General features: G+C 72.1%; 7 protein-coding genes. 5 read left to right on the top strand and 2 right to left on the bottom strand.

The genetic code is table 11. From position 1 onward, the window contains the following. The first annotated feature begins 185 nt into the window (after positions 1–185). From QFW81_RS08335 to QFW81_RS08315, 5 genes are all read left to right on the top strand, one after another. Entirely contained in the window at positions 186–1,847 is a 1,662-nt protein-coding gene (locus tag QFW81_RS08335) for a right-handed parallel beta-helix repeat-containing protein (RefSeq protein ID WP_280578241.1), read from the top strand. A 286-nt stretch (positions 1,848–2,133) separates the two neighbouring features. Beyond that, positions 2,134–2,919, top strand: a complete 786-nt coding sequence (locus QFW81_RS08330; protein WP_280578240.1) for a 4'-phosphopantetheinyl transferase family protein — start codon at positions 2,134–2,136, stop codon at positions 2,917–2,919. Between the two features lie 90 nt (positions 2,920–3,009). Continuing rightward, the gene (locus tag QFW81_RS08325) at positions 3,010–10,512 is read left to right on the top strand and encodes a polyketide synthase (RefSeq protein ID WP_280578239.1); all 7,503 of its coding nucleotides are present in this window, start codon (positions 3,010–3,012) and stop codon (positions 10,510–10,512) included. Next, a complete protein-coding gene (locus QFW81_RS08320; protein ID WP_280578238.1) occupies positions 10,509–17,837 on the top strand; it encodes a non-ribosomal peptide synthetase in 7,329 nt (2,442 codons plus the stop codon). The genes QFW81_RS08325 and QFW81_RS08320 overlap by 4 nt, the downstream gene beginning before the upstream one ends. After that, on the top strand, positions 17,834–18,709 hold the full coding sequence (locus QFW81_RS08315) for an alpha/beta hydrolase family protein (protein ID WP_280578237.1): 876 nt from the start codon (positions 17,834–17,836) through the stop codon (positions 18,707–18,709). The genes QFW81_RS08320 and QFW81_RS08315 overlap by 4 nt, the downstream gene beginning before the upstream one ends. Positions 18,710–19,338: 629 nt before the next feature. Here the strand turns inward: QFW81_RS08315 and QFW81_RS08310 are convergent. Then, positions 19,339–20,667: a nucleotide sugar dehydrogenase gene (locus QFW81_RS08310; RefSeq protein ID WP_280578236.1), complete on the bottom strand. Its 1,329-nt coding sequence runs from the start codon at positions 20,665–20,667 to the stop codon at positions 19,339–19,341. Beyond that, positions 20,664–21,962: a glycosyltransferase gene (locus QFW81_RS08305; protein WP_280578235.1), complete on the bottom strand. Its 1,299-nt coding sequence runs from the start codon at positions 21,960–21,962 to the stop codon at positions 20,664–20,666. The genes QFW81_RS08310 and QFW81_RS08305 overlap by 4 nt, the downstream gene beginning before the upstream one ends. Positions 21,963–22,031 lie beyond the last annotated feature (69 nt).

Below are 22,031 nucleotides of genomic sequence, written 5' to 3'. Positions count from 1 at the left end.
GGCGATGCGCCGGTCACGCCGCGAACGCGATGAGGTCCATGGTGCGAACCCGACGTACGCTCGCAGATCCGTGGGCGTTCATCGCCCGGACTGGAACCGGCGCCGGGCATCGATCCAAATGGACGCCGGCCCTGGCGGCGGGCGCAAGGCGCCCCGCAGGGTCCCAGTCCAGCCGGAGTGTCCGCATGCCCCGTACCCTGCCGCATCCGTTCTGCCGCGTCCTGATGGCTGGCGCCTGCCTGATCGCGCCCCTCACCGCGTTTTCGGCGACCTATACCGTCGGCCCCTCCGGTCGCCAGTACAGCCAGCTCTCGACGATGGTCAATGCCGTCGACCTCGCGCCGGGCGACGTCGTGCTGGTCGATGGGGGCGCCACCTACAGCGGCAACATCGTGGTCGGCAGCAACGATCGCGGCGCGGCCGGCAATCCGGTCACGTTCCGCTGGAATCGTGCGGTGGGCGCGACCCGGCCGGTGCTGAGCGGCGGCAGCCACACGATCAAGTTCCAGCAGTCCAACCACGTGGTGTTCGAGGGCTTCGACGTGCGCGGCGGCTCGTCGTCCTGCATCTTCAGCGAGGCGCACGACGTCACCGTGCGCGACGCCATCGTCCGCGACTGCCCGTCGCACGGCATCCTCGGCGCCGACAACAATTCCGGTTCGTTCACGCTCGAGTACAGCGAGATCCGCGACTCGGGTTCGGGCAGCCAGCGGCATCCGATCTACATGCAGTCGGACGAGGTGGCGTACCCGGGTTCGGTATTCCTGATGCGCTACAACTACGTGCACAGCGGCAATGGCGGCAACCTGCTCAAGAACCGCCACGAGCGCGCGCTGGTCTACTACAACTGGTTCGAAGGCTCGGCCTACCAGGAGCTCGAACTGATCGGCCCGGACTGCGAAACCCAGCAGCCCGGCTGGAGCGCGGACCTGCGACGCGAGGACGTTGACCTGGTCGGCAATGTCATCGTCCACACCTCCAGCTGGCGCAATGCGATCCGTGCCGGCGGCGACCTCAACGGCCGCAGCCAGGGGCGGCTGCGGATGGTGAACAACACCATCGTGATCGACCGCGCCGGCGCGGCGAATGCGCTGCTCGTGCAACTGGGGCTCGAGTCGCTCGAGATGCACAACAACGTGCTGTTCCAGACCGGTTCGAACGCGGCGCCGGACGTCCTGCGCGTGCACGCGGCCTCGGAGGTCGAGACGCCGGTATGCGGCCCGGCCAGCCGGGAGCCCTGGAGCAGCGGGCGCAAGGTCGCCGGGTCGAACAACTGGGTGCAGACGTCCGCGTCGCTGGTGCCTGCGGAGTGGAGCGGCACCCTGCGCGGCGCCGATCCCGGGTTCGCCAGCGTCTCCCAGCGGCAGTTGCGGCCTGTCGCGACCAGTGCGCTGGTGTCGTCGGGCAATCCGCAGCCGCCGTCTCCGCCCGCATTCCCGTTCCCCTCGCCGCTGTCGCTGCCGCAGTTCGACCCGCCACTGCGTACGAAGCTCGCGATCGGCGCCCAGGTGGCGCGCGTCCCGGGGGCCCGGATCGACATCGGTGCGCTGGAAAGCGCAAGTGCAGGCGGTGGCCAGCGCCTGCGTCGCAATGGCGCCGCACCCTTGCAGCCGGGCACGTTGGCCGGGTCCGGCGCCCGGATGCGCGGCGCAGGGGCCGCCCGGGCGATGCCGGTGGCGGACGGGTCGGCGGATGCCATGGCTGGCCTGGATGCGTCGAACACGGTGGCGCCGGTGGCGCGACCGGCCGCCGCGCATCGCAACCAGGTCCGCGTGGCGCCCGCGGTGACCGTGCTCTGGCGCGCCTGGCAGGAATGGGTGGGACGCCGGTTCGAAGCCGAGCGCTAGCGTCCGTGACGAGCGCGGGCCGGCGCCAGAGCGGGCCGGCGCCTGGGGTAATTGTTGATGGAGGCGCATCCCGACGCCGCGAAGGCAGCACCTTCCCAGCGCGACGGCGGCGAACGTCGCGATCGTTTGCAACATCGGGCGCATGCACGCACGCCATCCGCCCACACGTCCACCTGCTCGCACGGTCGCGCGGTGCGTGGCTCGCGCCCGTCGGACGGCATCGGCCGCGCTCGCGATGGCGCCGTTCGATTGCGCGTGCGGGTGCGGGCTGCGAGGATGCTGCGCCATGGGATCGCCTGACGCAGTGGAGCCGGACGCGCCGGCGCGGCACGGGTTCGCGCAGGCGTTTGCGCGCGCGCTCCCCGATGCGGATGCCACGCGCGCGGCGGTCGCGTCGGGCGTGGCGGTCGCCGTGTTCGACCTCGCTCCCTGGCGGCAGCACCTCGACGGGGCCGATGCATTGATCGGCCCGGAAGCCGCGGCGCGCGCCGGCCGCCAGCGGCTCCCCGCGCAACGCGATGCCCTGCGACTTGCCTACGCGCTGCATCGCCTGGTGCTGGCGCAGGCGCTGGACTGCACGCCGGACGCGGTCGGTCTGTTCCGTGATGGCAAAGGCTGCCCGCGGCTCCCGGACGACCGTCTGTACACGAGCCTGAGCCATGCCGGCGACCGGGTGGCGATCGCGGTGAGCGCGATCGGACCGGTCGGCATCGACCTGGAGCCGGCCGTGAGGGCGCTGGACATGGCCGAGCTCGAGGAACGCGTCGCGCATCCGCGCGAGCGCCAGGCCCTGGCCGCACTCCCGCCCGCGCTGCGGGGACACGCGTTGCTGGAACTGTGGGTGCGCAAGGAGGCGCTGCTCAAGGCGGCAGGGATCGGGCTGGAACTGGAAATGGACGTGTTCGAGGCCCCTCCGGATGCCACGCTGCCCCTGCCGGGAGGCCGGTGGCAGGGGCGCCCGGTCCGGCTCCATTCCCTGGCGTGCGACGAGCCCTGGGTGATGGCGATGGCGGCGCCGCCGGAAGCGGCGCCCGACACGCTGTATCGGCCGCATCCGGGCGGCGCGGACTGAGTCGCCCGGCGGCCCCGGACTGGCCGCCGCACCGTGCGCAATGCGTTTCCAGCCCCAGAGCCGGCATGAAGCCGGGCGGGGTGCGCTGGCATGAACGAATCGATCGGTGACTGGGACACGGTGCTGTCTGGCGCACCGGAATCGATCGGACTGGCGTCGCCCGATGCTGCTGCGGGGCTGGGGGCCGTCGAGGACACGGTCGATCTCCTGCTGGCCGGGCAGGTGGCCGCAGTCGCCGCCGCGCGCAACCTGGCGACCGGCGAGGTGCTGCTGACCGCGTTCGCGTTACTGCTGCGCCGGCTGTCCGGCCAGGCCGATTTCGTCATCCAGCACGTCGCCGCGGACGGCCGCGCACTGCCGCTGCGGTTCCAGTGGCCGGACGGCGTCGAACGGTCCGCCTGTCTCCAATCGGCCGCGCAGCTCGTGCGCGACGCGTCCGCGCATGCCGACGCGCTCGGCGAGACCGAGGCGGCGCGTCCCTGGCAGGCCATCTTCTCCGATGGCGCACCGCTACCGGCGCGCCCCGGCGTCACCGTGCTGGGGCTGGAGACCGGGCGGGGAGATGCCGGCGGTCGCATCGACGTGACGCTCCATTTCGACCGCGCGGCGCTCGACGACGCGCGCGCGCGCCTGTGGCTGGCCTGCTGGCACAACCTGCTGCGCGCCCTGGTCGAGGAAGCCTCGAATGACGGAAGCGATGCGCATTCCGCGGGGAGATCGATCGAGTCGCCCGACCTGCTCGACCCGGCGCAGGCCGTCGCGGCCGTGGCGCGCGGCAACGACACCGCGGTCGAGTACCCGGCAGTGGCCGGGGTGCACCGCCTGTTCGAGGCCCAGGTCGCGCGCACGCCCGACGCCGTCGCGCTGGTACAGGGTACGCGCCGGCTCACCTACGCCGAACTCGACGCCAGCGCCAACCGACTGGCGCGGCACCTGCGCAGCCTGGGCGTCACCGCCGACGAGCGCGTCGCGATCTATGTCGACCGGGGCGTGGAGGTCGTCCTGGGGCTGCTGGCGGTGCTCAAGGCCGGTGGCGCGTACGTACCGCTCGATCCGACCTATCCGGCCGACCGGCTCGCCTACACGCTGTCGGACAGCGCGCCGCGCGTGCTGTTGACGATGGCGGGGATGGCGCAGGACGCGCGCTCGGTCCTCGGCGAACTGCCGGAGACCCTCGCGGTGCTCGACCTGGCCGCCCCCGAACCCGCCTGGGCCCAGCTGCCGTCGCACGACCTGGATGCCGCCGAAGCGGGCGTCGGCAGCGATGACCTGGCCTACGTGCTCTACACCTCCGGTTCCACCGGCAAGCCCAAGGGCGTGGCGATGCCGCACGGCCCGCTGGCGAACCTGGTGCACTGGCAGGTGCGCGAGCCGGGCAACGATGCGCCGCTGCGCACGCTGCAGTTCGCCGCGCTCGGCTTCGACGTCTGCTTCCAGGAAGTGTTCGCCACCCTCGCCACCGGCGGCGAGCTGCACCTGGTCGACCAGGACACGCGGCTGTCGGCCGGCAAGCTGTTCGACTTCGTCGTCGAGCACCGCATCGAGCGCATGTTCCTGCCGTACTTCGCGCTGCAGATGCTGGCCGAAGGCCTGGAAGGCCACCTCGCCGCGCTGCGCGACGGTGCGCCGCTGGACTGCGCGCTGCGCGAGGTGATCACGGCCGGTGAGCAGCTGCGCATCGAACCGAAGATCGTCCGCTTCTTCCAGCACCTCCCCGGCTGCCGCCTGCACAACCACTACGGCCCGACCGAGACCCACGTCGTCACGGCGTTGACGCTGGGGTCCGATCCGGGTGCCTGGCCACGGCTTCCGAGCATCGGCCGGCCGATCGCCAACGCACGCGTCTACATCCTCGATGCGCAGGGCAGGGTGGTGCCCGACGGCGTCGTGGGTGAGCTGTATCTCGCCGGGCCGGTGGTGGCGCGCGGCTACCTCGCGCGCCCCGACCTCAGCGCCGACCGCTTCGTGCCCGATCCGTTCGTGGCGGGCGAGGCGCGCATGTACCGCACCGGCGACCTCGGCCGGCGGCTGCTGGACGGCGAGATCGAGTATCTCGGCCGCCAGGACTTCCAGGTCAAGATCCGCGGCTTCCGGGTCGAGCTGGGCGAGATCGAGGCGCGGCTGATGGCGATGCCGGGCGTGCGCGAGGCCGGCGTGCTGGCGCGCGAGGACGTCCCCGGCCTGAAACGGCTGGTGGCCTACCTCTCGCCGGTCGACCCGGGCGCGCCGGTGGACCTGGAGCGACTGCGGCGCGAACTGGTCGCGCAGCTGCCCGACTACATGGTGCCCGCGGCCTACGTGCAGCTCGATGCGCTGCCGCACTCGCCCAACGGCAAGCTCGACCGGGCGGCGCTGCCGCGTCCCGGGCGCGGGCGGCCGGACTGGGCCGGTGCATACGCGCGGCCGCGCACGCCGGTCGAAGCCGCGCTGTGCCGGATCTTCGCCGACGTGCTCGACCTGGAGGACCTGGGCCGCGACGACAGCTTCTTCGACCTGGGCGGAACCTCGCTGCTGGCGATCCGGGTGCTGGAAAGCGCGCGTCGCGAGCGCGTGGGCGACGTGCCGCCGATGGCGCTGTTCCGCTCGCCGACGCCGGCGCTGCTGGCACTGGAGATGTCCGCCGGCGCCGGCGCGGCCGTGCTCGACGCTTCGCGCATCGCGGCACGCCGCGGACCCGCGGACGAACCGGTGGCGATCATCGCCATGGCCGGGCGGTTTCCCGGTGCAGCCTCGGTGGAAGCGCTGTGGGAGGCGCTGTGCGCAGGCCGCGACGGCGTGACCCGTTTCGCCCCGGGCGAACTGGACGCGAGCATTCCCGAGGCGTTGCGCACCGACCCGGGCTACGTGCCCGCGCGCGGCGTCTTCGAGGGGTTCGACAGCTTCGATGCCGCGTTCTTCGGCATTTCTCCCAAGGAAGCCGAGCTGATGGACCCGCAGCAGCGGGTGTTCCTCGAGCTGTGCTGGGAGTGCATCGAGCGTGCCGGGCACGTGCCCGATGCCACCACGGTGCCGGTCGGCGTGTTCGCCGGCATGTACAACGCCAGCTATTTCCAGCGCAACGTCGCCGCCCACCCGGACCTGGTGGAGAAGCTCGGCGCGTTCCAGGTGATGCTGGGCAACGAGAAGGACTACATCGCCACCCGCGTGGCGCACAAGCTCAACCTCACCGGACCCGCGATCAGCGTGCACACCGCGTGCTCGACTTCGCTGGTGGCGATCGTGCAGGCGGTCGACAGCCTGCGTGCGGGGCGCTGCGGCATGGCGCTGGCCGGCGGCATCGCCATCACCTGCCCGGTCGCCAGCGGCCACGTCTACCAGGAAGGCGGGATGCTCTCGGCCGACGGCAGCACGCGCAGCTTCGATGCCGACGCCACAGGAACCGTGTTCAGCGATGGTGCGGCGGTGGTGCTGCTCAAGCGCCTGTCCGACGCGATCGCCGACGGCGACCCGATCCATGCGCTGATCCGCGGCGCGGCGGTGAACAACGACGGCGCCGGCAAGGCCAGCTTCACCGCGCCCAGCAGCGAGGGCCAGGCGGCGGTGATCGCGATGGCGCACGCCGATGCCGGCGTGGAGCCGCGCAGCATCGGTTACGTCGAGGCGCACGGCACGGCGACGCCGATGGGCGATCCGATCGAGGTCGAGGGCCTGACGCGCGCGTTCCGGCTTGGCACCGCCGACACCGGGTTCTGCGTGCTCGGCTCGGTCAAGAGCAACCTCGGCCATACCCTGATGGCGGCCGGCGCCGCAGGCGTGATCAAGACCGCCTGTTCCCTTCGCCACGGCTGCATCCCGCCGACGGCGCACTTCCGCGCCGCCAATCCGGTGATCGACTTCGCCGCCACGCCGTTCCGCGCCAGCGGCGAGCTGCTGGACTGGCCGCTGCCGGCGGATGCGCCGCGGCGCGCGGGCGTGAGCTCGTTCGGCGTGGGCGGCACCAACGCGCACGTGGTGATGGAACAGCCGCCGGAGATCGCCCCGTCCGAAGCCGTGGACGGCGCCAAGCTGCTGGTGCTGTCGGCGCGCACGCCGGCGGCGCTGGTCGAGTCGGCCACGCGCCTGGCCGCGCACCTGGAGGCGGAGCCCGACGCGAACCTCGCCGACGTGGCGTGGACGCTGGCGGCCGGCCGCAAGGCGTTCGCGCACCGGCTCGCGCTCGCGGTCGAGGATGCGCCCTCCGCGATCGCGCAACTGCGCGGTCCGGAGCTCGCTGCCGCAGCGCTAAAGTGCCGGCCGGCACGCGAGGCCGAGGTGGTGTTCCTGTTCCCGGGGCAGGGCTGCCAGTACGCGGGCATGGGCCGCGTCCTGCATGCGCGTGAACCCGCCTTCCGCGACGCCTTCGAGGCCTGCGCGACGGTACTGGAGGGCGAGCTGGACCTGCATGCGCTGGTGTTCGGCGACGATGGCGACGCGCTGTTGCCGACCTCGGTGATGCAGCCGGCGGTCTTCGCGATCGAGTATTCGCTGGCGCGCTGGTGGATGGCGCAGGGGCTGCGTCCCGCGGCGATGGTCGGCCACAGCGTCGGCGAATTCGTCGCCGCCACGCTGGCCGGCGTGTTCGAACTGGGCGACGCGCTGCGGCTGGTGGCGCGGCGCGGGCAGCTGATGCAGGCGCAGCCGGCGGGCGCGATGCTCTCGGTGAGGCTGCCGCTCGAGGCGCTGCAGGCCAGGCTGCCCGTGGCGCTGTCGCTGGCGGCCGAGAACGCGCCCGGCGCCTGCGTGGTCGCCGGCCCGCACGACGCCATCGACGCGTTCCGGAGCGAGCTCGAGGGCGCAGGCATCGCCTGCCGACTGCTCAGGACTTCGCACGCGTTCCACTCGGAGATGATGGAGCCGGCGGTGGCGCCGTTCCGCGCCGCGGTCGAGGCGCTGCGCCGCGCCGCGCCATCCATCCCGATCGTATCCACCGCCACCGGCGACTGGCTGGGCGAGGCCGAGGCCACCTCGGCCGACTACTGGGCGCGCCACCTGCGCGAACCGGTGCGCTATTCCGCCGCGATCGCGCGGGTGCTCGAGCGTGGCGCCGGCCAAATCCTGCTGGAAGTAGGGCCGCGCAATACCCTGGCCGCGCTGGCGCGCCAACAGCCGCTGCTGCAGACGCAGCGGATCCCGGCCGTGGCGTCGCTGGCGGATGCCCCCGACGGCGAGCACGCGGCCCTGCTGGGCGCCTTCGGCCAGCTGTGGACCCACGGCGCCGGGCTGGACCCTGTGGTCCTGGACCGGCGTCCACGGCGCCTGCGCGTGCGGCTGCCGACCTATCCGTTCGAGAAACGACGTTATTGGGTAGAGCCGCCGGTCGCGGCCGCCAGCAACGTCGTTCCCCATCCTGCCTTGGCCGCGCGCGCGGCTCCGGAGCCCCTGATGTCCGTCGTCACGTCCGTCCCGTCCGCCGCCGTCGCCATCGACCGCCGTCCACGCCTGCTGGCCGACGTGCGCGAGGTGTTCGAGGACGTCGCCGGCTTCGACCTGTCGGACGCGGAGGGCGATGCCAACTTCATCGAACTCGGGCTCGACAGCCTGATGCTGACCCAGGTGGCGCTGCAGTTGCAGAAGACCTTCGCGCTGAAGATCAGCTTCCGCCAGCTGATGGGCGAGTACAGCTCACTCGACCGCCTGGTCGCCGGCCTCGATGCGCAACTGCCACCGGAGCCGGCGGTGGCAACTGCGGCCGCTGCGGTGGCCGTCGAGTCGATCGTGACCCAGGCGGCGGCCGCCCCGGTTGCGGGTACCGTCGCGGCTCCGGTCTCGGCCCCTGCCATGCCCACGCTGTTCGCGGCCGCGCCGATCGCGTCGATGGCCGACGGCGACGCACTGCGCGGCCTGATTGCGCAGCAGATGCAGCTGATGTCGCAGCAGCTGGCCCTGCTCGCCGGAGGTGCTCCGGCCATTGCAGCGCCGGTCGCGGCGGTGGCGTCCGCGCAACCGGTCGCGATGGCGCAGGCGGCGGCACCTACGGCCCCGGCGGCGGCTCCGGCGCTGGCCGACCCGTCGCCTGCGACGGCCACGGGCGCCACTGACGAAGAAGCCGCGCTCGCGCACACGCGCTACGACCTCAAGAAGGCCTTCGGCGCGATCGCACGCATCGATGCGGCCGGTGGCGTCGACCTTGCACCGCACCAGCGGGAGCGCCTGGACGCCTTCGTCCGCCGCTACACCGCGCGCACGCCGAAATCGAAGGCGTACACGCAGCAGCATCGCGCGCACATGGCCGATCCGCGCGTGGTCACCGGCTTCCGGCCGCTGACCAAGGAGATCGTGTACCAGATCGTGGTCGAACGTTCGAAGGGCGCGCGGGTGTGGGACATCGACGGGCACGAGTACGTCGATGCGCTCAATGGCTTCGGCACCAGCCTGTTCGGCTGGCAGCCGGAGTTCGTGGTCGAGGCGGTGCAGCGTCAGGTCGAGGCGGGCTACGAGATCGGACCGATGCACCCGCTCGCCGGCGAGGTCTCGCAGCTGGTGTGCGAGCTGACCGGCCACGAGCGCGCGGCGCTGTGCAACACCGGTTCCGAGGCCGTGCTCGGCGCGATGCGCATCGCGCGCACCGTGACCGGGCGCGAGACCATCGTGGTGTTCTCCGGCTCCTACCACGGCATCAACGACGAAGTGATCGTGCGCGGCACCAAGAAGCTGCGCGCGGTGCCGGCCGCCCCCGGCATCCTGCGCAATACCGCCGAGAAGGTGCTGGTGCTCGACTACGGCACCCCCGAGACCCTGGAGATCATCCGCGAACGCGCGCATGAGCTGGCGGCGGTGCTGGTGGAGCCGGTGCAGAGCCGACGCCCGGATTTCCAGCCGGTCGAATTCCTGAAGCAGGTGCGGCAGATCACGGCGGACGCCGGGGCCGCGCTGATCTTCGACGAGGTGATCACCGGCTTCCGTTCGCACCCGGGCGGCGCGCAGGCGCTGTTCGGCATCCGCGCCGACCTGGCGACCTACGGAAAGGTCGTCGGCGGCGGGTTCCCGATCGGCGTCATGGCGGGCAGCCACGCCTTCATGGACGCGCTGGACGGCGGCCACTGGGACTACGGCGACGATTCGACGCCGACCGTCGGCGTGACCTACTTCGCCGGGACCTTCGTGCGCCATCCGCTGACGCTCGCGGCGGCGAAGGCATCGCTGCTGCACATGAAGCAGCACGGCGCGGCCCTGCAGGAGCGCCTCAACGAGCGCACCACGGCGATGGCCGAGGAGATCAACGCGTTCTGCGAGGACGTCGGCGCGCCCGTGCGCGTGCGCCATTTCGCCTCGCTGTGGCGCACCCACTTCGAGGAAGACCATCCGCTGCAGGACCTGCTGTTCGCGATGATGCGCAGCCGCGGCATCCACATCCTCGACAACTTCCCCTGCTTCTTCACCACCGCGCACGCGGAGGCGGACTTCCGCGCGATCATCGATGCCTACAAGGCTTCGGTGCAGGAGCTGCAGGAGTCCGGCTTCCTGCCGCGCAGCGCGGCGACGTCGCGCACGGTGATGGACGCGCAGGCGCCGGCCGTGCCGGGCGCACGCCTGGGCCGCGATCCCGAGGGACGTCCGGCCTGGTACGTGCCCGACCCGGCAACGCCGGGGCAGTACCTCAAGGTGGGGGCGTGAGCGCACCCGCACCGTCGCGCGCGGCTGCCGTCACCCCCGTCGACTACGATCCCTTCGCCGGCGGCACGCTGGCGCGGGTGGCGCCGACCACCGAGCCGCAGCGCGAACTGTGGCTGGCCTCGCAACTGGGCGAGGACGCGTCTCTGGCCTACAACGAATCGGTCTCGCTGCAGTTGCGCGGGCCGCTCGACGTCGCGCGCCTGCGGCAGGCGCTGCAGGCGGTGGTGGACCGCCACGATGCGCTGCGCGCCGGATTCGGGCCGGACGGCGAAACCTTCTGCGTACTGGATACGGCGCCGCTGCCGCTGCCGCTGACCGACCTGTCGACAATCCCGGCGCACGCACGCGAAGCCACGCTGGCCGAACATCGCAGGCTCGGAGTGGAAACACCGTTCGCCCTGCAGCAGGGACGGCTGTTCCGCGCCGAACTGCTGCGCCTGGATGCGCACGACCACGTGCTGCTGATGCACGCCCACCACATCGTCTGCGACGGCTGGTCGTGGTGGGTGCTGGTGCGCGAACTCGGGACCGTCTATGCGCAGGGTGCGGAGGCGCTGCCCGCGGCCGAACCGTACGCCGACTATGCGCTGGCCGAGGCGCTGCATCCGCAGGGCCCGGACTTCCGCCGCGACGAGGCCTACTGGCTGTCGCAGTTCGCGGGACCGCTGCCGGTGCTGGAACTGCCGACCGACCGTCCGCGACCGGCGCGCCGCACCTTCGCCTCGCGCCGCGAGGACCACGTCCTGGACGCGACGCTCGTCTCCGCGATCCGGCGCATGGGCGCGCGTCGTGGTGCGAGCCTGTTCGCGACCCTGCTCGGTGCGTTCGCGACCGTGGTCTCGCGCCTCGCCGGCCAGGACCAGGTGGTGGTCGGCATCCCCGCGGCAGGTCAGTCGGTGGATGGCCATGAGGACCTGGTCGGGCACTGCGTGAACCTGCTGCCGCTGAAGTTCGACCTGGCGCCGGACGCCGGCTTCGCGCAGGTGGTCGACGGCGCGCAGATGCTGCTGCTCGATGCGATCGAACACCAGCGCTACACCTTCGGCACCCTGCTCAGGAAGCTGCACGTGCCACGCGACCCGGCGCGCGCACCGCTGGTCAACGTGATGTTCAACATCGACCAGGCCCTGGACCAGGAGCGCAGCGGCTTCCCGGGCCTGGCGCTGGACTTCACCACCAATGCGCGCAGCTTCGAGAATTTCGAACTCTCGATCAACGCGGTGCAGGTGGAGGGCCGGCTGCGGCTGGAGACCCAGTACAACACCGACCTGTTCGATGCCGCCACCGTGCGGCGCTGGCTGGGGGCGTTCGAGACCCTGCTGCGCGCCGCGTGCGAGACACCCGAGGAGCCGGTGTCGCGGCTGCCGCTGGTCGACCGCGCACAGTTCGACGAACTCGCATCGCTGCAGCCGGCGCCGGTCGCGTTCGACCGCGCCTGCCTGATGCACGAGCGCTTCGAGGCGCAGTGCGACCGGACGCCCGCGCGCATCGCGCTGTACGACGGCGCGGCGCGGATCGACTACGCCACGCTCGACGCGCGCGCCAACCGCATCGCGCACCTGCTGCGCCGGCACGGCGTGCAGGCGGGCGCGCTGGTGGGCCTGGCGCTGGATCGCGGCACGGACATGCTGGGCGCGCTGCTGGGCATCCTCAAGGCGGGCGCGGGCTACGTGCCGCTGGATCCGCAGTTCCCGGCCGAGCGCCTGGCCTACATGGCCGGCGACGCGGGCCTGGCCGCGCTGGTCACCCAGCGTGCCCATGCACAGCGGTTCGATCTGCGCGGACGACCGGTGCTCGCACTCGACGATCCTGGCCTCGCGCTCGACGCGCTGCCCTCCGCGCGACTCGCGCGCGACGCGGGTGCGGCGTCGCCGGAATCGCCGGCCTACGTGATCTACACCTCCGGCTCGACCGGTCGGCCGAAGGGCGTGCAGGTGCCGCATCGCGCGGTGTCGAACTTCATCGCCTCGATGCAGTCCGAGCCGGGCCTGGGCGAAGACGATCGCCTGCTGGCGGTCACCACGCTGTCGTTCGACATCGCGGTGCTGGAGCTGATGCTCCCGCTGTCGGTCGGCGCGGCCGTGGTCCTGGCCGGCAAGGACACGGTGGTCGACGGTTTCGCGCTGCTCGCATTGCTGGAGGACTCCGGCGCCACGGCGATGCAGGCCACGCCGGCCGGCTGGCGCCTGCTGCTGGAGGCGGGCTGGCAGGGCCGCGCGGGCTTCAAGGCGATGTGCGGGGGCGAGCCGCTGCCGGCGGACCTGGCACGCGATCTGCTGCCGCGCTGCGGTGAGCTGTGGAATCTCTACGGGCCGACCGAGACCACCGTCTGGTCGACCGCGACCCGCGTGCTGCCCGCGCCCGACGCAGGCCCGCCGGACATCCACATCGGCCGTCCGATCGCCAACACCCAGGTGTGGATCCTCGACGCGCACGGCCAGCCGTGCCCGCGTGGCGTGCCGGGCGAGATCTGCATCGGCGGCGAGGGCGTGAGCCTGGGCTACCTGGCGCGACCCGAGCTCACCGCGGAACGCTTCCTGCGCGATGCGTTCGCCGATCCCGCGCGCGGCTTCGGCACCGGGGTCGACGCACCGCTGCTGTACCGCACCGGCGACCGCGGCCGCTGGCGCCCGGATGGTCATCTCGAACACCAGGGGCGACTGGATTTCCAGGTCAAGGTGCGCGGTTACCGGATCGAGCTCGGGGAGATCGAGAGCCAGTTGCTCGCGCATTCCGGCATCGCCCGTGCGGTGGCGCTCGCGCGCGAGGACCGCCCGGGCGACGTTCGCCTGGTGGCCTATCTGGTCCCCGCGCCCGGCCAGGCGCCTTCCGATGCCGACGTGCTCTCGCACCTGCGCCAGCACCTGCCCGACTACATGGTGCCGCAGCATCTGGTGCGGTTGCCGGCCATTCCGCTGCTGCCCAACGGCAAGGTCGATCGCAAGGCGCTGCCGGCGCCCTCGACGCTGGCCGGGGACGCCTCCGTTGCGACCTCCGGGATCGCCGCCGAGCCGACGGACGCGCTGCAGGCGCAGGTGCTCGGCGCGATGCGACAGGTGCTGGGTCGCCCCGAGCTGGCGCTGGACCATGGCTTCTTCGAGTCCGGAGGCCATTCGCTGCTGGCCGCGCAGCTGTGCGCGCGCCTGACCCGAGAGACCGGCACGCCGCTGTCGCTGCGGCAGCTGTTCGAGGCCCCCACCGCGCGCGGCCTGGCCGACGTGCTGCGCGCCGGTGAGTCCGCGTCGGGTGCCGGCACCGGCGCCGCGCCCGTGATCCCGCGCCGCGCCGATTCCTCGCGCGCGCCGCTGACCCCGATGCAGCAGCGCCTGTGGGTGCTGGAGCAGATGGAACCGGGCGGGGTGACCTGGAACACGCCGTCGGCGCACCGCCTGCGCGGGCCGATGGACGAGGAGGCATTCGCGCGCGCCTTCGACGAGATGGTGCGGCGCCAGGCCGTGCTGCGGACGATCATCGTGGAAGACGGCGACGGCCCGATGCAGCAGGTGCTGGACGCGGTCGAGATGCCGCTGCTGCCGCCGCTGGACCTGTCCCACCTGCCGGAGCCCGAGCGCATGGCGGCGCTGATGGCCGACCTGGAGGCGCAGACCGCCGAACCGTTCGTGCTCGATCGCGCGCCGCTGTTCCGCGCGCGGCTGTACCGCCTCGGCGACGACGACCACGTGCTGTACTTCATGACCCACCACGTCATCTGGGACGGGTGGTCGTTCGACATCCTCTACGCCGAGATGTCCGCGCTGTACGAGGCCTTCGCCGCCGGCAGGCCGTCGCCGCTGCCGGCGCTGGAAACCAGCTACGGCGACTATGCCGCCTGGCACGCGCAGGCGCTCGACGGCGATGCGATGGGCCGCCAGCTGCGGCACTGGGCGCAGCATCTGGAGGGCGTGCCGGAACCGTTGCACCTGCCCGAGGACCTGCCGCGACCCGCGCGCGCCAGCGGCGTCGGCGGCACCGGCTGGGTGCATGTGGACGCCGGCACCACCGAGGCGCTGCGGCAGGTGGGCACACGCGCCGGCGCGACCCTGTTCATGACCCTGCTGGCGGCCTACTACGTGCTGCTGCACCGCCTCGGCGGGCAGCGCGACCTCGTGGTCGGACTGCCGTTCCGCAACCGCCCGTCCGAGGCGCTGGAACGGGTGATGGGCTTCTTCGTCAACATGCTGCCGCTGCGCCGCCGCCTGGATCCGGCGATGCCGTTCCTGCAGCTGGTCGAAGAGGTGCGCAAGGGCGTGGTCGAGGCGTTCGAGTACCCGGACGTGCCGTTCGAGCACCTGGTGCGCGAGCTGAAGATCCCGCGCGATCCGGCGCGCTCGCCGGTGTACCAGGCGGTGTTCTCGTTCCAGGACGTGCGTGCGCGCAACCTGTCCTGGGGGGCGCTGCAGCACGAACACCTGTTGATGTTCCAGAAGGGCATGGCCAACGATCTCGGTCTCTGGTTCCTGGAACACCCGCATGGGCTGTCGGGCGCGATGGGCTACAACGCCGACATCATCACCCCGGAAGGCGCGCGCGCGATCGGCGACCGATTCGGCGCGTTGCTGCGATCGCTCTGCCAGCAGCCCACCCAGGCGATCGGCGACGCGAACCTGCTGTCCGACGCCGACCGCGCGCGCCTGGCCGAGTGGAACTCGACCGCGCGCACTCTGCCGCCGCATGCCAACCTCGACGCGATGCTGCAGGCGCGTGCGAGGCTGGCGCCCGAGGCTGCGGCCCTGCGCACCGACGATGCCCAACTGAGCTACGCCGCGCTGCATGCGCGCGCGAGCCGTATCGCCGCTGCACTGCAGGCCCGCGGCGTTCGTCCCCGCGACCGCGTCGGCGTGTGCCTGGAGCGCACCCCGGACCTGGTGGCGACGCTGCTGGCGGTGTGGCGCGCGGGCGCGGCCTACGTGCCGCTCGATCCCGCGTATCCCGCCGACCGCCTCGCGTACATGGTCGAGGATGCGGGGCTGGCGCAGGTCGTCGCCGAGGGCACGCTCGCCGATCCGCTCGGCCTGCCGCGCGATCGCCTGCTGCTGCTCGACGCCGATGCCCGCGAGATCGCCGGCGCCCCGGACACGCCCGCCGGCGCCGACGCGATCGGCCTGGACGCGCCGGCCTACGTGATCTACACCTCCGGCTCGACCGGCAAACCCAAGGGCGTGGTGGTTCCGCACGGGGCGGCCCTCAATTTCCTCGACGCCATGCGCGAGGCGCCGGGCCTCGACGCCGGCGATCGCCTGCTGGCCGTCACTACCACCTCGTTCGACATCTCGGTGCTGGAACTGTTCCTGCCGCTGGCCACCGGCGCGACGATCGTGCTGGCCAGCCGCGAGCAGGCCGCCGATGGCGTGGAACTCGCCGCGCTGGCCGCGCGCGAGGCGGTGACCGTGCTGCAGGCGACGCCGTCGACCTGGCATCTGCTGCTCGAGGCCGACTGGCGTCCGGCGCCGGGCCTGCGCGCGCTGTGCGGCGGCGAGCCGATGTCGCCGGATCTCGCCGCGCGGCTGCTCGAGCGCGGCGTCGAACTGTGGAACATGTACGGTCCCACCGAGACCACGGTGTGGTCGACCTGCGCGCGTGTCCACGCGCGCGACGGGCAGGCGCCCGACATCCACATCGGCCGCCCGGTCGCCAACACCACCGTGTGGATCCTCGATCCGCGCGGGCAACCGTGCCCCCCGGGCGTGTCGGGCGAACTGTGCATCGGCGGCGCCGGCGTGACCCTGGGCTACCACGCGCGCGAGTCGCTGACGGCGGAGAAGTTCATCGCCGATACGGTCGCGCCGCAGGACCATGGCACCGGTCTGCCGCCGCGGCTGTACCGCACCGGCGATCGCGCCCGCTGGCGCCATGACGGCGTGCTCGAACACCAGGGGCGGATGGACTTCCAGGTCAAGATCCGCGGCCACCGGATCGAGCTGGGCGAGATCGAATCGGTGCTCGAGGCGCAGCCGCAGGTGGCACGCGCGGTCGCCGTCGTGCGTGAGGACCAGCCCGGCGACCAGCGGCTGGTGGCTTATGTAGTGTCAGCCGCTGCCGCGCCTGCGGAAGCGGCGCTGCTGGCCGCGCTGCGGCAGGCGCTGCCGGCCTACATGGTGCCGCAGCACGTGCTGGTGCTCGACGCGCTGCCGCTGCTGCCCAACGGCAAGGTCGACCGCAAGTCGCTGCCCGCACCCTCGATCCTCCGCTCGCAGGAGGGCACGGCCTCTCGCGCGCGCAGCCGGCATGAGGACGCGCGCGTACGCTACCTGATGGACCTGTGGATCGAGCTGCTCGCCGTGGAGGTCGCGCCGCAGGACAACTTCTTCGACCTCGGCGGCCATTCGATGCTGGCGGCGAAGATGGCCAGCCGGGTCTCGCGCGAGACCGGCCACCGCATCCGGCTGATGCCCCTGGCGACGCAGACGCTCGCCCACCTGGCGGTCGAAATCCCGCTGCAGTCGTTGCCTGATGCGGCACTCGCACCGCAGCCGGGCGCAGGCGCCGCGCCGGTGGCGGAGGCCACGTCCGCGACGGTGTCGTCCGTTCGTGATCGGCCCGGGTTCTTCGGCCGCGACGGTCGCCGGCTGTTCGGCATGCTGCACGGCGACACCGGCGCCGCGGATGCGACGCCCGCGCTGCTGGTGCCCGCACCGCTGCTGCAGGAAGGCGTGGTCTGCCAGCGCGCGCTGTGGACGGTGTGCGACACGCTGGCCGCGGCCGGGGGTCGCGCGTTGCGCTTCGACTGGTACGGCAGTGGTGAATCGGCGGGCGATGCGCTGGAGCTGTCGCTGGACGGCATGCGCGACGACCTGCGCCAGGCGCAGGCGCGACTGGGCGGCGGCCGCGTGCGCGTGCTCGCGCTGCGCAGCGCCTGCCTTCCGGCTTTGGCAGCAGTGGCGGAGCAGGGCGGTCCTGTCGATCTCGTGCTGTGGGATCCGGTGCTCTCGGGCGCCGCGATGCTCGGCGAGTGGCGCGCGCAGCACCGCGTGCAGCTGACCGCCGCCGGCCGCTACCTGCGCGAGGGCCGGGCGTTGGCGCGCGAGGACGAACTGCACGGCTTCGACGTGGCTCCGGCGCTGCTCGCGGACCTCGAGGCGCTCGATTTCACCGCCACCGCGTTGCCGCGCGGCAGCCGCGTCCGGGTCCTGACCTGGGCGGAAGACGCCGGCGCCGTCGAGGGCTTCGTGCAGGCGCAGCGCGGCGCAGGAATCGATGTCGCGCATATCGTCCTGCAGGCCGACGACCGTCCCGACTGGCGCGATGCCTCGCGCTTCGAAGCCCAGGTGTTCCCGCGGCGGACCGTGGCCGAAGTCGCCTCCCTGATCCAGGACCCGATTCCATGAGCATCCAGGGCGCCGTGCGCGCCGCGACACCGGCCGACGTGCAGGCGCCTCCCGCACCGGCGACGCCCTTGGACGAACGCGTCCTGGGCTTCGGCGACGGACTCGTGGGCGTGCTGAGCGTCCCCGCGGGCCGGGCGCCGCGGCGCACGGCCGTGGTGCTGCTCAACGCAGGCCTGGTGCACCGCATGGGCCCGTTCCGGCTGTACGTGCAGCTGGCGCGCCGGCTGGCGGCCGAGGGCTACGTGGTGCTGCGCTTCGACCAGTCCGGGCTCGGCGACAGCCCGCTGTCCACGCGCATCAGCGACAGCCGCAAACGCGACGAGATCGGCGCCGCGATGGACGCCGTGACCCGCGAAACCGGTGTCGCGCGCTTCGTGCTCGGTGGCGTGTGCTCTGGCGCAGACGATGCGTTCAACCTCGCGCCGCAGGACACGCGCGTGGCGGGCGTGGTGCTGCTCGACGGCGTCGGCTATGCCACCCGCGGACACCGCATCCGGCACTACCTGCCGCGCCTGTTCAACCCCGCGCGGGTCTGGCGGGCACTTCGGCGGCGCCTGCGCAAGTCCGAAGGTGAGCCGCGCGCGGTCGGCAACGACGACCTGCGCGATTTCCCGCGTCGGGAGGAGGCGGTCGGCCGCCTGCACGCGCTCGATGCGCGCGGTACCCAGGTACTGATGCTGTACACCGGCGGCGTGGCCTCGTACCACAACCATCGCCGCCAGGCGCGCGAGGCTTTCGGCAGCGTGATGGATTCGCCGAACATGGCCAGCGAGTACTGGCCCGAGTGCGACCACACCTTCTACGTGCGCGCGCACCGGGAGAAGTTGTTCGCATACCTGCACGACTGGATGCGGGCGCGCTTCCCGGAGTAGTTCGGCCGTCGCCCGGGTAAGCGAAGCGCACCCGGGGTATCGACGATCGGCATGTGCGGCGCGCATCCTCCCCGGATGCGGCCGATGGCCTTATCCGGGCTACGACGGCACTCTCCGCGTAGCCCGGGTAAGCGGAGCGCACCCTGGGATCGGTGTTCGTCATGCGTGTCGCACTCGCGCCCCGGATGCGGCCGATGGCCTCATCCGGGCTACGGCGGCATCTTCGCGTAGCCCGGGTAAGCGAAGCGCACCCGGGGAACCGATGATCGGCATGGGCGGCACGCATCCTCCCCGCATGCGGCCTTTGGCCTTATCCGGGCTACGGCGGCACCCTCCGCTTAGCCCGGGTAAGCGGAGCGCACCCGGGGATCGGTGTTCGTCATGCGTGTCGCGCTCGCGCCCCGGATGCGGCCTTTGGCCTTATCCGGGCTACGCGACGGCAGCTTCGCGTCGACGGGTGGGATGTCTTACCCCCGAATGGGGCCATACATCGCCGGGCCTGCCCCTGTGCGTACCGGCTCGGGTCCCGAAGCGGGCGCGGCGCCACGTCTCGAGGCAGAACAACGCGGACGCCTCCACTCCCCGGGCGGGAGCGGAGGCGGTGTCGCAATCGCGGACCGCGGCCGCGGTCAGGCGGCGCGCGCGGCCCTGGCGTCGGAGGCCGCACCGGCCTTGGCAGGCACGGGACGCGCGAGATCGGAGCGCAGGTCGAACACCTGTCCGCGGCCGTCCGCGTGCCAGTCGTGGGCATCGGCCACGTCGGTGCACAGCAGCAGCACCTCGGCGTGGTCGAGCACCTCGGACGGCTCGGACACCAGCATCTGCGCCAGGTGCGGCAGGTGGCGATCGATGTAGCTCAGGTTGCGACCGCGCAGGCGGCCCAGGGTCACGTTCGGATCGTAGATCTTCACCGAATGGCCCCAGCCGGTGAGCGTTTCCACCAGCTCCACCATCGGGCTCTCGCGCAGGTCGTCGGTGCCGTTCTTGAAGCTCAGGCCGACCAGGCCGATCTGCTTGCGCCCGGTGTCGCGCACCAGCTTCAGCGCGCGCTTGAGCTGGCTCTCGTTGGAGGCCATCACCGAGGACAGCATGTTCAGGCGCAGCGCCTCGTGCTCGGCGAAGCGGCTGATCGCACGCAGGTCCTTGGGCAGGCACGAGCCGCCGAAGGCGAAGCCCGGGCGCATGTAGGCCGGCGAGATGTTGAGCTTGGTGTCCTCGCAGACCAGCTTCATCACCGCATGGCCGTCGGCGCCCATCGCCTTGGCGACCGCGCCGATCTCGTTGGCGAAGGTGACCTTGACCGCGTGGAAGTTGTTGCAGGCGTACTTCACCAGCGCCGCGGTGCGCGAGTCGGTGACGAACTTCTTCGCGTCCACCGCGGCGTACAGGTCGAGCACCGGCTGCGCCTGGGCCTCGTCGTCCGTGCCCACCAGCACGTACGGCGGGTGGTAGTAGTCCTTGAGCGCGGAGCCCTCGCGCAGGAACTCCGGGTTGTTGCACAGGACCACCTCGGCGGGGAAATCCGGGCCGAGGGCCTTGTCGAGGATCGGCTGCATCTGCGTTTCCAGCAGTCCCGGCAGCAGGGTGGAGCGGATCACCACGTGGTAGGTCTTCGGCGCGGCGCGCAGCGCGTTGCCGATGCCGGCGATCACGCTTTCGAGCACGTGCGTGGTGACGCTGCCGTCCTCCATCGACGGCGTGCCGACGGCGATCATCGCCACGTCCGACCCGGCCACCGCAGCTGCGGTATCGGTGGTGGCGCGCAGGCGCCCGGCGGCGACCTGCGCCGCGACCAGGTCGTCCAGGCCGTTCTCGCGGATCGGAGCCTGGCCGGCGTTGATCTCGGCCACCTTGTCCTCGTCGATGTCGACGCCGATGACGGTGTGCCCGTCCTTCGCCAGGCAGGCGCCGGTCACGCAACCGACGTAGCCCAGGCCGAATACCGCAACATTGCTCATGGTTTCAATGGCTCGCTTGTGGAAATGAAGGCGCCGGGGCGCGATGGCCGCGCGGCCGCGTGGTCCGGCGCGCGGGCGGCGACGTCGAGGCAGATCGCCTCGAACTGGCGGGCGATGGTCTCGCTGGAATAGTGCGCACGCACGAACGCGTCGGCGGCGTTGCCGATCCGGTGGCGCAGCGCGGCGTCGTCGAGCAGGCGCAGCACGTCGTCGGCGAAGCGTTCGGGCGCGTCGGCCTGCAGGAAGTGGGTGCCGGGCTCGACCGGCAGCCCCTCGGCGCCGATCGTGGTGCTGACGGTGGCGCGCGCCATCGCCATCGCCTCGTAGATCTTCAGCCGCGTGCCGCCGCCGACCAGCAGCGGCACCACCACCACGGCCGCGTCGGCGAGGTGCGGACGCACGTCGGGCACCGAACCGGTCACCTCGATGCCCGGGCGCTGCGCCAGCGCCTGGATCGCGGGCGGCGGATTGCGCCCGACGATGCGGAAGCGCGCGTCCGGGCGCCGGGCGATCACCCGCGGCCAGACCTCGTCGCAGAACCAGCGCATGCCGTCCTGGTTGGGCAGCCAGTCCATCGAGCCCAGGAACATCACCTGGCCTTCGTGCTCGCGCGCGGGATCGGGCTGGAAGAACTCGGTGTCCACCGCGGTGTCGATCGCGTCCACGTGCTGCCAGCCGTAGCGGTCGCGGAAGATCTCCGCATCCTGCCGGCTGACCGCGATCACGTGGTTGAAGTGCCGGCCGCAGCCGCCCTCGAACGCCGCCATGCGCCGGTACTGGTTGAACATGTAGGCGCGCATCGCCGTGCCGCGGCTGACCTCGGCGTGGCGCTGCAGGATCTGCGCCTCGACGTTGTGCTGGAACAGGATGGTCGGCGGCAGGTCCAGGCCGATGGTGTGGCGCGCCATCTGCACGGTGTCGCAGATCACCAGGTCGAAGCGCTCGCGCGCGACGAGCGTTTCGATCCGGCGACGCAGCGCGGGATCGTAGTTGCGGTCGATCGCGTAGGGCCGCGAGGACGCGAGGTTGGCCACCGCGCTGGCGAGGAAACGGGCGCTGCCGTGCGGCGAGGCTTCCCCCGGCACCGACTCGACCTTCAGCCCGAGCGCCTCCATCTGCGGCAGCAGCGCGTCTTCGCCCTGGCGCAGGTTGCACACGTAGGTCACGTCGTGCCACTGCGCGAGGTGCCTGAGCAGGTTCAGCACGCGGATCTTGCCGCCGGTATCGCGCGGGAACAGGATCTGCTTGTGCAGGAACAGGATCTTCAGGCGCGGTTGGCCGCTGGTGTCTGGCATGGAGGTCTGTGCTCGCGGATGGCGCGCCGCCGGTGGAGCCGCGCTGCAGGGATCTTGGGATAAGAGAAC

The organism is Luteimonas kalidii (assembly GCF_029887935.1).
GTDB classification, from domain to species: Bacteria; Pseudomonadota; Gammaproteobacteria; order Xanthomonadales; family Xanthomonadaceae; genus Luteimonas; species Luteimonas kalidii.
Note: the sequence above shows the minus strand (reverse complement) of the source record. Positions and strands in the feature narration are given on the sequence as shown.